The sequence below is a fragment of the Ensifer sp. 22460 genome, from assembly GCF_052044935.1.
Classification (GTDB): domain Bacteria; phylum Pseudomonadota; class Alphaproteobacteria; order Rhizobiales; family Rhizobiaceae; genus Ensifer.
On sequence record NZ_JBQENZ010000032.1, the window covers coordinates 2973 to 16271 of the forward strand.

The window sequence follows — 13299 nt, forward strand, 5'->3', positions numbered from 1 at the left end:
CGCTGTCCGGCACGGACGCCGCGCTGTTCGACATCGACGCCGCGACCGGTGTTGTCACCTTCAAGGCGGCGCCCGACTTCGAGGCACCGGCCGACGCCGATGGCGACAATGTCTACGATATCGTCGTCACGGCCTCCGACGGCACGCTCGCCACTGACCGGGCGGTCGCCATCACGGTCACCAACGTCAACGACAATGCCCCGGTGTTCTCGTCTGGAGCGACGGCAAGCTTCGCCGAAAACGGGACCGGCGTCGTCTATGATGCCGACGCCAGCGATGCCGACAATCTCGGCGCCCTGAGCTATTCGCTGTCCGGCACGGACTCCGCGCTGTTCGATATCGACGCCGCGACCGGTGTTGTCACCTTCAAGGCGGCGCCCGACTTCGAGACACCGGCCGACGTCGATGGCGACAATGTCTACGACATCGTCGTTACCGCCTCCGACGTCACGCTCACTACCGATCGGGCCGTTGCCATCACGGTCACCAACCAGAACGAGAACGGATCACCTTCGATCACCTCGAATGGCGGTGCTGAAACGGTACAGATCTCGGTGCCTGAGAACACCACGGCAGTAACTACCATAACGGCGACCGATCCGGACGCCGGCGACACGCTGACCTACACTGTCGTCGCGGGGGCGGACTACGCTCTGTTCCAGATCGACGCACTCACCGGAGTGTTGAGGTTCAAGGCCGCTCCCGATTACGAGATGCCGGCTGATCAGAATGGAGACAACGTATATGAGGTCGTCGTTCAGGTTTCGGACGGCGCGCTTCATGACAGCCAGGCGATTTCGGTGGCAGTAACTGATGTTAGTGGCGTGACAGTCTCGGGGAGTGCGAGCAAGGGCGATGCCCTTACTGGAACCGGGGAGGGCGACACGCTCAATGGCCTTGGTGGCAATGATACGCTCTCTGGATTGGCCGGAAATGACCTTCTCGACGGGGGAGCAGGTAAGGACACGCTTGTTGGCGGCACTGGCAACGACACGTTCGTCGTGGATAACACGGGTGACGTTGTATCCGAGAACCCAAATGAAGGAGTTGACACCATTCGATCGAGCATAACCTACACGCTTGGAGCATATGTCGAAAACCTGCAATTGACAGGTTCGACGAACATCAATGGTACTGGGAATGAACTCGATAACGTGATTGTCGGTAACAGCGGCAACAATGCCCTCTTCGGGATGGCGGGCGCCGATGTTCTCGATGGTCAGGAAGGTATTGATACCGCATCCTACGTCGCTTCGTCATCTGCGGTGAATGTAAGCCTGGCCGCCGGAACAGCCATTGGCGGCGATGCGCAAGGAGATTCGCTGATCAGTATTGAGAACCTGATTGGCTCGGCGTTTGATGATGTCCTGGAGGGTAATTCCGGCGACAACCAACTTACCGGCGGAGCGGGTCTAGACACCATTACATATCAGCACGCCGTAAGCGGGGTTACGATCAATTTAGCCGCAACGGTGGCCCAAAACACCGTCGGTGCTGGCATGGATACGCTCTTCTCCTTTGAAAACCTCACGGGCTCGGCTCTCTCCGATCAGCTTGCCGGAAACGCGGGTTCAAACGTTCTGAACGGCCTGGACGGGGATGACGTCCTGATCGGAGGTGGCGGAGGAGATACGCTTTTCGGTGGCTCCGGGCGGGATAGGTTCGTGTTGAATGAGGTGGCCGACAGTCTGTCCAGTGCGTCGGACATAATTCGGGACTTTCTGCATGGCGTTGACCAGATCGACCTCAGACTGATCGATGCTAATATCTCAGGTAAGGCGAAAGGAGATCAGGCGTTTGCTTTCGCAGGTCAAAACGCCGGCGTTGTTGCAAATAGTGTCACCTGGCATGAAACGACCATAGACGGCTCGTCCTTCACAACTATTCAGGCAGATGTTGACGGTAAAGGGGGAGCCGATCTCGTCATTCAGCTTACTGGAACAGGCTTGAATCTCACGGCGTCCGACTTTTGGCTATAGAGGCCCACGCCGCGGAGAATGCCGTCAAGCGGCTGTCAGCCCCTCGCACCGACGAAGGCGGCTGCCATCCCGAATGCATCGCAGGGTACAAGTCTGCGCATTATCTGTTGAAGATCGCGCCGATGACCCGCAGTAGGTGGCGGGTTCACCTCAGGGCCAGAAGCTATTGGAGAAGGGTAGATTTGCAGCGGTCGTTGTCGCGTCACTTGCCTTGCTCGCATGTCCGGCCATTGCAACGAAAGATAATTAGAAAGGACTAATATTTAAGGCAACCATCCCGTGATAAAGATGTGCATGCGAACTTAAAGGCGAGTGGCGCCTCCGATCCTCTCGGGGAATTCTCGATTGATCTATTTCAGGCTCTGAGACTGTGGGCCGACGCTGTCGACTGCCCGAGATCAAAGTGGCCTGATTGAACAGAATATTGATTGTGGAGCTATGCGTTTGTGGAGTTAACAGCCGGTGGCAGAATTTGCAGCAGCATCGAACCGCAGGAATACCGATCCCGCCTCTCCCCTGCGTGATTGCCGTAGCGCCTTCATTGGCGTCGGTATCGCCAGTGCCTTTATCAACATTCTCTATCTCACGGGCTCGTTCTTCATGCTCGAAGTCTATGACAGGGTTCTGCCGAGTCGAAGCATTCCCTCGCTGATCGCGCTGAGCCTCCTCGCGTTGCTGCTCTACAGCTTCCAGGGCGCGTTCGAACTTATCCGCGGCCGAATGTTAGTGCGCGTTGCGGAGGTCCTCGACGAGACAATGAGCGGGCGCATACACCGAGCCCTCGTCAAAGCGCCGTTGATGCTCGAGATGCGTGGAGACGGTCTTCAGGCGCTACGTGATTTCGATCAGGTCCGTTTGTTCCTTTCGAGCTCCGGTCCAGCCGCATTCTTCGACCTACCGTGGTTGCCGTTCTACGTCGCCATCTGCTTCCTGTTCCACCCCATTATCGGCCTTGTTGCAATCGGTGGCGTGCTGGTCCTGACAGTGCTCACCTATCTCACCGAGCGCGGCTCGCAAGTGCCCGCCAAGAAGGCGTTCGAGGCAGGTGGGTTGCGCAATTCGCTCGCCCAGGCATCGCAGCGCAATGCCGAGGTGGTCCAAGCCATGGGTATGTCGGCACGCCTGACGGCGCTTTGGGAGAGCCGCAATGCCGTCTTCCGGGAAGGGAACCGGCGCACGTCCGACGTTGGCAACGGCTATGGCGCGCTGTCGAAGGTTTTCCGCATGGTGCTGCAGTCTGGCGTGCTCGGCGCAGGTGCGATACTTGTTATCGAAGGGCAGGCATCGCCCGGCATCATAATCGCCGGCTCAATTCTGACGGCGCGGGCGTTTGCTCCAGTGGAGCTTGCGATCGGAAACTGGCGCAGCCTCGTCGCCGCGCGGCAGAGCTGGAAGCGACTGAGGGAACTTCTCAGGGCATTGCCGGAAACCCAACCGCCGCTGCCGCTACCGGCTCCGCGTGAAAGTCTGAGCGTTGAGGGGCTGGCGAGCGGTCCGCCGGCACCAAAGCACATAGTGTTCACGGATATGAACTTCACCATCCACGCTGGCAGTGCGCTTGGTATCATCGGCCCCAGCGCATCAGGAAAATCATCGCTCGCGCGCGCCATCCTCGGCGTCTGGCCCGTCTATCGCGGCTCCGTGCGGCTAGACGGCGCAGGCCTCGACCAATGGGACCCAGAGGCGCTCGGCAAATATGTCGGCTATTTACCACAGGACGTCGAGCTTTTCGCTGGAACTGTGGCGCAGAACATCTGCCGTTTCGCCGAGGATATGGCCTCCGAGCTTATCGTCGCCGCCGCCAAGGCGGCGGGTGTGAACGACCTGATACTCAGGCTCCCAAGCGGCTATGACACCGAAATCGGCGAGGGAGGCATGTCACTTTCGGCCGGCCAGCGCCAGCGCGTTGCGCTTGCGAGGGCCCTTTATGACGACCCCTTCCTCGTTGTCCTCGATGAACCCAATTCGAATCTCGATGCAGAGGGCGAGCAGGCGCTGAGTAATGCGATCAAGAACGTGCGTGCGCGCGGCGGCATCGTCGTCGTAATCGCCCACCGCCCGAGTGCCCTGGCTAACGTGGATTTGGTTTTAGTGATGAGCGAGGGACGCATGCAGACCTTCGGCTCGAAGGACGACGTGTTGGGTAACGTGCTCCGCCCGCAGCAGATAACGGCGCCCCCGCAGCTAAGATCGTCACAGAGGGCGAGGAGCCGAGGCAATGAGCGGCAGCATTAGACAGGCGCAAAGTGCACATCGTTCGCTTTCGCGACATATGATCGGAGTATCGGTGCTTACACTCGCGCTTGTGGCTGGTGTCGGCGGTTGGGCCGCGACGACGAAACTTTCAAGCGCGGTCGTAGCAGCTGGTGTCGTCGTGGTCGACGACAACGTTAAGAAAGTCCAGCACCTAACCGGGGGGATCGTCGGCGAACTGCTGGTCAAGGAAGGCGACCGCGTCAAGGCAGGGCAGGTCTTGCTACGTTTGGACGGTACGACGGTCCGAGCGAATCTCGCGATTATCGAAAGCACACTCGCGCAGCTCTATGCCCGCCGCGCCCGCCTCCAGGCCGAACGCATCGGTGCGACAACCATCGATACCGCCGACGAAGGTAGATTCATCCCCGGCCAGGCCGCATTGAAGCTCATCGACGGTGAGCACAAGCTCTTTGAAAGCCGCCGCGCAGCGCTCATCAGCATGAAGGGGCAGCTGGCGTCGCGAAAGGAGCAGCTCGCGGACGAAATCAAAGGACTAACGGTACAACTGAAGGCAATCGAGGAGGCGTTAAAGCTGATTGCAGAGGAACTTTCGGGCGTCGATTTCCTCTATAATCGGGGCTTGGTGCCGATGCAGCGGGTGACAACTCTGAAACGCCAGCGTACTGAACTCGAGGGCGAGCGCGGGCGGCACATTGCGGCCAGGGCCCAGGCCCGCGGCAGGCAGAGCGAGGTCGACCTGCAGATTTTGCAACTTGATGAAGATCGACGCGCCGAAGTCTCCAAAGAACTTGCGGATGTCGAAGTGAAGGTCACCGAGTTTGAGGAGCGCCGAACCGCTGCGGCCGACCAGTTGCGACGGCTTGACATTACTGCTCCCCTGCCAGGGCGCATCTACCAACTTGTGGTCCACACCATCAACGGCGTCGTCAACGCTGGCGAGACGCTGATGCTTGTTGTTCCGGATGCTGGCGATCTTACCGTCGAGGCCCGGGTGGCGACCCGCGACATCGATCAGATCCGTGTTGGCCAGGTAGTAGACGTCCGTTTCAGTGCCTTCAATCAGCGCACCACACCCGAAGTCGAAGCGGAGGTCATGACCGTCGCTCCTGATCTCGTGACGGACGAGCGGACCGGTGCTAGCTACTATCCACTCAGAATTCGCCCCAAGCTAGAAAGTCTCGCCAAACTCAAGGGCCTTTCCCTCTATCCCGGTATGCCGGCCGAGGTATTCATCAAGATCGCCGACCGCACGGTCATGTCCTACCTTACCAAGCCCCTAACCGATCAGATGCGGCATGCGTTCCGCGAGGATTGAGATCGTTAACTCGAAGGTAGCGAGTGAGCGTGGGCCTTGCGAAACGAAGCGTCTTCGGTGTCCAGGCGCAAACGTCGTTGCCTCAATGAATGCGCGACCGGACTTTCCCAGCAGCTTCGCCGCGTCGCATGCAGTCCCATCCGGCAACGACAAACCAAGTCCTTGATCTGCGATCGCGCTGATTGCGTGTGAAGGGGTGAAATCACCATTGACGCACTCGTCGCTCCATAAGCCGCAGGTGACGAAGCTACTCGATCGATTGAAATTTCTCTTTTTGGTCAATCACTTCAGTGAATTTTAATTTCGCAACGGTAGGCAATCATTGCAGCCACGAATATTGTTTCGGATTGTCGCCGCCCATGGATACAAACAACATCATCGTATATTTGCCGCCTGTGATGCTTGGCGTGGTCGCATTCGCCTTTCTTTTACTTTGGCACCTCAAAATATCGACGTCATGGCAGTGGAGCGCAGCGTTCGCGCAAGCGGGACTAGGGTTTGCGCTCGTGCCATTTCCCGTGTCTCCGACATTCGACATCTTCGTAGCTGGCTTGCTCTACATCGGAGCGGCCTATTGCTATGGCAGCGCCATACTTCTCCATTTCGGTGCGCCGATGCAAAGGAGTGTACGGAGGTTGTTCGTCGGCGGTTACATCGTGGTCCACACCATCGTTGTTCTCATCTTCGAAAGCCTCAAGGCGGAACTGTTCCTGACCGATGTCGCCTTTGCCTGTCTTTTGGGGTTTGCATTGTTCAAAGTAGTAACGAAGGCAACCAACCTCGCCGATCGAGCCATGATCGTTTCGGGCGTGCTTTTGGTGCTCGACACGTTGACCCGCACCGTCGTTTTCACCTTCTTCATACGAACCAGCGACCAAATGGCGGATTTTTCGGCATCGGACTACAACCTGGCTGTCACGGTCACGACCATCACGATCGGGCTGTCGTTTCCGTTCACAGCGCTGGGGGCCATGGCATCGGCGACTATACGAAGACATCGCGAGGCTTCCGAGAGAGACCCATTGACAGGACTCCTCAACCGACGTGGCTTCGAGCTAGCCGTACACCGCGCGACGAAAGACACTGTGACTCGCGGCGCGGTCATTGTCTGCGACATAGACCACTTCAAACAGGTGAATGATGGTTATGGGCACGCTGCAGGCGACAACGTCATTGCCGAACTCGCGGCTGAACTTCAGCGACATCTTGGTTCGCGCACGGTCACCGCCCGATTTGGCGGAGAAGAGTTCGTGGCCTTCTTGCCGCACGCCTCGCTCGCAGAAGCTTCTGTTCTCGCGCATTCCGTCCGCATTCGCTTTGCCGGAAGAGATTGGCGTCCGGCCGGCATTGACCGGCAGATTACGGTGAGCATCGCCGATGGCGAAGTTTCCGAAGCTGCCGCAATTGAGCGCGCCGACCGTGCACTTTACGCTGCCAAAACCGCGGGTCGCAATCGCGTGGTTCTGGCCGAGGGTGAGAGTGATTGCATCGAAGCGGTCGCTATGAATGCGATCAGAACGCCCTCAAGCGTCGCCCTCGATCCGTTCGGGGGCTCCCGAGTGTCGATTGCGTGAAGTACGCTTTTGCGCTTACCGGCCCTCCGGAGGAATGACAAGGTCGAGGGATATCACGTCGAAATGGACGGCCGATCCGCGTATTCGCGAATGGCGGACATGGTCTATGCGGGAAGAACCGAACATGAAGATGTTCGGATGCAAGAGAAGACGGCGGCCGCCGCGATCGTGTTTCGCTAGCCTCTTTCGCGATGACACGGAACGCCCGCCTGATAACCCTCGAAACTTTTGCCCGCACACCCGTTGAGCGCAGGCTTCAACATTCCGTCCTGATTCATTGATTGTTCCCGCTTTGTGCCTTTAAGATCGCATAATGTATCGACTGGAATGTACGGTACTGGGCAGCTTCGCTCATGCTGTTCTATCGATTTCCGGGATCAACTCCAGTTCGCCATGCAGCGCTATTTCCTCTGTCTTGAGGTTGAAGCTGGTCTGCATGTTCATCCAAAATTCCGGCGTCGTGCGGAAATACTTGGCGAGGCGCAGAGCGGTATCCGTGGTTATCGGCGTCTGCTCCGCCGCTATACGTTCGATGCGGGTGCGAGGGACATTGAGCTTCTTCGCCAGTGCACCGGCGCTCATCTTCAGGGGGAGTAGATACTCCTCGCGGAGGATTTCGCCCGGATGGATCGACGGAAGGATATGAGTCATCTCAAGCTCCCTGTCTGCCACGTTTGGCCTTCAATGGTAGTCAACTATTTCAACGTCCTCGATTCCGGCATTTGGCCATATGAAACATATGCGCCACTGGTCATTGATCCGGATCGAATGTTGGCCTTCTCTCTTGCCCTTAAGGGCTTCTAACCGATTGCCCGGAGGAGAACGCAAGTCCTCGAGAAGCACTTTAGAACGTGCGATTAGGGGAGGCAGCTTACAGTTCGATTTGACACTTCATATGCCTGGAAGCCTGATGGAGCCGGCCCCGCAACGCCAATGGGTGAATGGGCCGACTTGGAGGAAAGGTCAATGAAGAACGTAGCGACAATCGGATTAGACATCGCAAAAGAAGTTTTTCAGGTTCATGGCGCCGATGCCGATGGTGCGCCACTGTTCAATCGGAAGCTTCGACGGGCGGAACTCTTGGAGTTTTTCGGGAAGTTACCACCGTGCGTGGTCGGTATTGAGGCCTGCAGCACCTCACATGATTGGGCGCGGCGCATCGCCCAGTTCGGTCATGAGGTGCGCTTGATCCATCCCATTTATGTGAAGCCATTTGTAAAGCGTGGCAAGACTGATGCCGCCGACGCTGAAGCAATTAACGAAGCTCTGACGCGCAAGGCCATGCGGTTCGTTCCTGTCAAATCCATGGAACAGCAAGCGTCCGCGATGGTGTTTCGAGCACGTGCAATGTTCGTCCGGCAAAGGACTCAGGCGGTGAATGCTCTGCGTGGCCACTTAGCTGAGCTGGGGATCGCGACGGGGCGGGGGATGGCAAATGTCCGAGCGCTCACCAAACTTGTTGGCAATGGGAGCGAGGATGGATTGCCTGCTGCAGCCCGTTTTGCAATGTCCGAGATCGCCGACCAGATCGAATTTTTGCAGCAGCGTATCGCTAAACTGGATCACGAGATCCTCGTTCGAGCGCGGGACGACGGTGTAACCAAACGACTAATGACGGTTCCGGGGATTGGAGCGATAACCGCGCTTGCCATCAAATCGCTAGTCCACGATCCCGATAGTTTCAAATCCGCACGCCACTTTGCCGCGTGGATTGGCCTGACCCCGAAGAGTCATTCGAGCGGGGCAAGCCAGACCTTGGTCGGTATTTCAAAGATGGGGAACAGCCAGTTGAGAACCTTGCTTGTTACTGGCGCTATGTCGGTTCTCATGCATCTCAAAGCCGACGATAAGACAGAACCGTGGCTCAGCAGGCTCAAGAACCGGCGTCCTTTCAAAGTCGCGGCCGTCGCGCTGGCCAACAAGACTGCACGCATTGTCTGGGCCTTGTTGACAAAGGGCGGGATCTACAGAGAACGGCGGGTCATTCCCACATTGGTCGCCACGACCTCCGCATAGACGGTCTTACGAAACGTTTTACCAGAACCGGCATAGGTGAGATGCTGACCTGACTCCTTGTCTTCGAGACGACACAGAAGAGCACGGAATACCGGAAGGGCGCTAGTGTATCATAATACGCATAATTGTTGGGCCGTTGCTCGGCGAGGCGAACATTGGTGGGGTGGCGAGAACCGCCACGACATACCGTCCTCATGAAAGCAACGTTTTGAACCAGGTAATTAAGGCCAGACATCTCTCCGGACGGGTCGCCTCACTTTCGGGGCGGCCCGCTCTACGGTCCAGTTCGAAAGACTTGCTCCGCCGTGAACGGAGGTGGTGAAGCAGCTCGCGCGTCGCCCGTGAGATGCGTCGCCAACCTGCGCATACGGCGCTTACTCTCATTTTTGTGCGTCTGGTTTTCTAACTCGAAATCTATTATACCTTTTATCAAAAAGGGTATAACCACATGAAAACCATTGACCTGATGTATCAGACGATGCTTGCTGAGCTCGGCCAGCGATCGCTCGACGCGGCATGGACAGCCGACTTTCCACCTGAAGGCCGCTTCACGCCCGTCACGGTAAAGGCGCGTCGATACTGGTATTTCGACATCCCTGATGGGCATGGCGGGAGGACCCGGCGTTACGTCGGCCCCGCAGATGATCCCGAGATTTCGGAGCGCGTCGCAGACTTTCAAGCTCAGAGGGATGATCTCCGCGCTCGGCGCCGCCTGGTTAGCACCCTCACTCGTGAAGGAGGGATGATCGCGCCCGATAAGATGTCAGGCGACGTCGTTGAGGCGTTGGCGAACGGGGGCCTGTTCCGATTGCGTGGCGTGCTGATCGGCACGGTGGCATTCCAATGCTACGCGGGTCTCCTTGGCGTGCGTCTGCCAATGGCCGCAGTCCTGACAGGGGACGCGGACATTGCCCAAGACTACGCCATTAGTCATGAGGTCGAAGACAGCCTACCTCCAATCGTCGATCTGTTGCAATCGGTCGATCCGACCTTCCGGCCCGTCCCGCACCGATCGGGAGCCGCAGCTTCGTCTGCATTTGTCAGCAGCTCCGGATATCGGGTCGAGTTCCTGACTTCGAACAGAGGCAGCGACGACTACATCGATCAACCCGCAAAGATGCCTGCCTTGGGCGGCGCGGGCGCGGATCCACTGCGCTTTCTCGACTTTTTGATCAGGGACCCCATTCGGACGATCCTGCTCCACAAGTCGGGTGTTCCTGTGACAGTCCCAGCCCCAGAGCGCTATGCCGTCCATAAGCTTATTGTCGCGTCGCGTCGCCACACCGATGGCCAGAGCGCGGTCAAGCGAGACAAGGATGTTCGGCAGGCCGCGCTCCTGTTCGAAGCGCTCCAGCAGACACGACGGACGTCCGACCTTGCCCTGGTTTATAACGAAGCATGGGAACGCGGCGCAGGTTGGCAAGAAGGCATCCGTGCCGGGGCAGGAATGCTTACAGCCGACGAAAGAAACCGCCTCAGGGACTGTCTCCAGACAGGAGCCTCGGAAATCGGCGAAGAGGTTACCGTGCCGTTCCAATAGTGGGATGTGACTACGCGACTTGCCATCAACCGCGACCAGCAAGACGCAGGCGGTGAGGCAATGGGCGAATTCGGCCTTCGAGTGAATAGAGGCTTCTGGTATCCTGCTGCGATGCACTAGTTGGATATCTAGCTACATGGAGACGACCGTAAAAATCACGACCCTTTCCAGCCGGGAACTCACCAGGGATATCAGTCGCGCCAAAAAGGCGGCGGAAGCCGGGCCGGTTATAATTACTGACCACGGTAGGCCTCGTTTTGTCCTGATAACCTACGATGAATTCGAGCGATTGAGCGGCAAACGTCGCAACCTTGTCGATGCTCTTGCTATGCTTGGTCTATCGACAGTCGATATCGAGCCGAGCCGCATTACAATCGAGCCGCGCGAAGCGGACCTATCTTGAAACGTTGGGTGGCTTCGAACCGATTGCGGAACGACAAAGATCTGCGACGAAAACTGATGTCAGTCTGGCTGCCTGCTAGGAGCGGAAAGAGCCGGCTCGCTGACGGGCCGGTTCTGTCACAGAACTTGCAATCGGCGAAGGATCGGGTGAAGCATTTTGACCGATCAAGGCCATAACGACCTCAATAGCCTTCGCGTCTCCGCCGTCAACGCCCCGAACCTTCCGGCCCCGTCAGCCGTTCAGTGCGTCCTTAAGCGCCTTGGCCGGAGCGAAGGTCAACTTCTTCGCAGCCGCGACCTTGATGGTCGCACCGGTTGCCGGATTGCGCGCGTCGCGCTCAGGCGTGTCCTTGACCTTGAATTTGCCAAAGCCCGGGATCGATGTTTCGGCGCCGGATGTGGCGGCGGCGGTCACGGCGGCAAAGACCGCCTCGACAACCGCCTTGCTCTGGACCTTGGTCAAGCCATGCTCGGTCGCGATCTTATCTGCAATCTCATTGGTTGTTGTCATTGTTTTCCCCTCATGATGACGCGGGAATTCTCGCCCGACGGGATCCCTTTTGTCATCTGGCGTCCCAGCGAGCAGGGCTAAATCCGGACGATTTCCACAGCGCAATCGTGGCATTTCGTAAAAGTTGTTCCTTCGGCCCTGGGGCTGTGCCTGTTCGCTGGAGGCAGGGGCATTCAACGGTGTCTGGTCATCTGGTGCAGCAGGGTATCGCCCGCCAATTCGAATGACGAGCGTTGAGCAAAGTCGAATTCCCATCCACCACGAGCCACAGCTCGTTGCCCAGGGCACGGACCGTGAGCGGTTTCCGTCTCTCCTGAATGCCTTTCGCCGGTCCTGCCATTATATGAGGCCCGGCACGACGAACACCGACCAGGCAACGATCGGTCCGATGATCGCGATCAGTGCACTGTAGATCAGCAGTTGCCGCAGTACCTGCTCGCGCTCATCGTCCGGCGCGTTGGCGACGACGAGCGCGCCATTGGTGGAGAACGGGCTGGTGTCGACGATGGTCGTCGATATGGCGATTGCTGCCACGACGCCGATGGCGCTGATGTGCCCTTGCAACAGGAACGGAACGGCGAGCGGGATGATGGCGCCGAGCAGCGCGGTCGATGAGGCAAAGGCCGAAACGATGGCGCCGGTGAAGCAAAGCAGCAGCGCCACCAGGAGCGGCATGCCAAGGCTCGATATGCCGCTGGCCACATAATTGACCGTGCCGGCCTTCTCCATGACGCCGACATAGGTGATGATGCCGGCGATCAGAAGCACGGTCGACCAGCTGACCTTGTCGATTGCCGCTTTCTGCGTCTTCGGCGAGATGAGGGCGAGGGCGACGGCTACGGTGATCGCGACCAGACCGACATTGAACTTGAAGACGAGCGCGCCAACGCCGAGCGCCGTCAAACCGATCAAAGTGAAGACCTTTTCCGGGCTCAGGCGCAATGTCTGTAGAGTGTCCGCCGCCGTACCGTAGGCGTGCTCTCTGATCGGCTTGGCAGGCGTGCCGCCATGGCCCCGGATCGACGCCGATACACCCTCGGGATGCAATTCGGGCAGAGGACCGGAGACTGCTGGTTTCTGCTTCATGACGCGCGCGCCGCCGAAGACGAAGAAGACCAGCACGGCTATCGCCAGGTTGAAGAAGAAGCTGGACAGGAACAGCGATGTCGGCGCGAAGGGCAGGCCGGCCTTGACGACAATCTGGTTGGTGATGCCGCCATAGACACTGATCGGCGAGAAGCCGCCGGCCTGCGCGCCGTGGATGACCATCAGTCCCATCATCACCGGATGGATGCGGTATTGCACGGCAAAGCTGAGCGCAACAGGGGCGAGGATCGCCACAGCCGCCGGGCCGAGTGCGCCAAAACCGGTGATGATGGCGGCAACGACGAACATCACCCAGGGGATCCAGGCGACATGTCCGCGCACCAGCCGCACGGCGCATTCGACGAGCCAGTCGATGGTGCCGTTAATCTGCGCGATGGCGAAGAGGTAAGTGACGGCGACAAGCGTCAGGAACAGGTCGCTTGGGAAGCCGGCGAAAATGTCATTGGCCTTCATGCCGATGATCAGCGAGCCGAGCAGGAAGGTGCAGCCGAATGCCAGCGCACCCATGTTGATCGGTTGGACCGTCGCGATGACGAACATGGCGATAAGCAGCAGTATGGATAGGATTTCGATACCCATGATTCCCCTCCCTCCGACGCGTCGAGCGCCGGCAGCTAGTGTTCTTCAAGATTGGATTG

At 58.3% G+C, this 13299-nt stretch carries 10 protein-coding genes and 1 pseudogene; 7 read left to right on the top strand and 4 right to left on the bottom strand.

Features of this window, described 5'->3' with window-relative positions; all coding sequences use genetic code 11:
* The 4 genes from ACTJKM_RS30120 to ACTJKM_RS30135 form a co-directional block, all read left to right on the top strand.
* Nucleotides 1-1979, top strand: a 1979-nt coding sequence (locus tag ACTJKM_RS30120) for a cadherin domain-containing protein (protein WP_440661562.1), incomplete at its 5' end; no start/stop codon positions are given.
* Between the two features lie 462 nt (nucleotides 1980-2441).
* Nucleotides 2442-4214 carry a type I secretion system permease/ATPase gene (locus ACTJKM_RS30125; protein ID WP_440638819.1) on the top strand — a complete coding sequence of 591 codons (1773 nt, stop codon included), beginning with the start codon at nucleotides 2442-2444 and terminating at the stop codon, nucleotides 4212-4214.
* A complete protein-coding gene (locus ACTJKM_RS30130; protein WP_440638817.1) occupies nucleotides 4198-5511 on the top strand; it encodes an HlyD family type I secretion periplasmic adaptor subunit in 1314 nt (437 codons plus the stop codon). The genes ACTJKM_RS30125 and ACTJKM_RS30130 overlap by 17 nt, the downstream gene beginning before the upstream one ends.
* Before the next feature lie 359 nt (nucleotides 5512-5870).
* Nucleotides 5871-7085, top strand: coding sequence for a GGDEF domain-containing protein (locus tag ACTJKM_RS30135; RefSeq protein WP_440661564.1), 1215 nt, complete (start codon nucleotides 5871-5873; stop codon nucleotides 7083-7085).
* Nucleotides 7086-7436: 351 nt separating this feature from the next.
* Here ACTJKM_RS30135 and ACTJKM_RS30140 read toward each other — a convergent pair whose 3' ends face one another.
* Together ACTJKM_RS30140 and ACTJKM_RS30145 are read right to left on the bottom strand one after the other, a co-directional pair.
* Nucleotides 7437-7736 (bottom strand): HigA family addiction module antitoxin, encoded by a 300-nt coding sequence (locus ACTJKM_RS30140; RefSeq protein WP_440638844.1) that lies wholly within the window; start codon nucleotides 7734-7736, stop codon nucleotides 7437-7439.
* Between the two features lie 30 nt (nucleotides 7737-7766).
* A pseudogene (locus ACTJKM_RS30145) lies at nucleotides 7767-7925 on the bottom strand (type II toxin-antitoxin system RelE/ParE family toxin); the annotation flags it as partial.
* A 126-nt stretch (nucleotides 7926-8051) separates the two neighbouring features.
* On the opposite strand from ACTJKM_RS30145, the gene ACTJKM_RS30150 reads away from it, so the two are divergent.
* The 3 genes from ACTJKM_RS30150 to ACTJKM_RS30160 all read left to right on the top strand — a co-directional run bounded on the left by ACTJKM_RS30150 (nucleotide 8052) and on the right by ACTJKM_RS30160 (nucleotide 11044).
* Nucleotides 8052-9101, top strand: a complete 1050-nt coding sequence (locus tag ACTJKM_RS30150; protein ID WP_440638811.1) for an IS110 family transposase — start codon at nucleotides 8052-8054, stop codon at nucleotides 9099-9101.
* 448 nt (nucleotides 9102-9549) lie between these two features.
* Nucleotides 9550-10641: a nucleotidyltransferase family protein gene (locus ACTJKM_RS30155; RefSeq protein WP_440638809.1), complete on the top strand. Its 1092-nt coding sequence runs from the start codon at nucleotides 9550-9552 to the stop codon at nucleotides 10639-10641.
* Between the two features lie 136 nt (nucleotides 10642-10777).
* Nucleotides 10778-11044: a type II toxin-antitoxin system Phd/YefM family antitoxin gene (locus ACTJKM_RS30160; RefSeq protein ID WP_440638807.1), complete on the top strand. Its 267-nt coding sequence runs from the start codon at nucleotides 10778-10780 to the stop codon at nucleotides 11042-11044.
* Nucleotides 11045-11275: 231 nt separating this feature from the next.
* Here ACTJKM_RS30160 and ACTJKM_RS30165 read toward each other — a convergent pair whose 3' ends face one another.
* Nucleotides 11276-11554 (bottom strand): HU family DNA-binding protein, encoded by a 279-nt coding sequence (locus tag ACTJKM_RS30165; protein WP_058322636.1) that lies wholly within the window; start codon nucleotides 11552-11554, stop codon nucleotides 11276-11278.
* A 339-nt stretch (nucleotides 11555-11893) separates the two neighbouring features.
* Complete coding sequence (locus ACTJKM_RS30170) at nucleotides 11894-13240, bottom strand: SLC13 family permease (RefSeq protein WP_058328091.1); 1347 nt, start codon at nucleotides 13238-13240, stop codon at nucleotides 11894-11896.
* Between the last annotated feature and the right edge of the window lie 59 nt (nucleotides 13241-13299).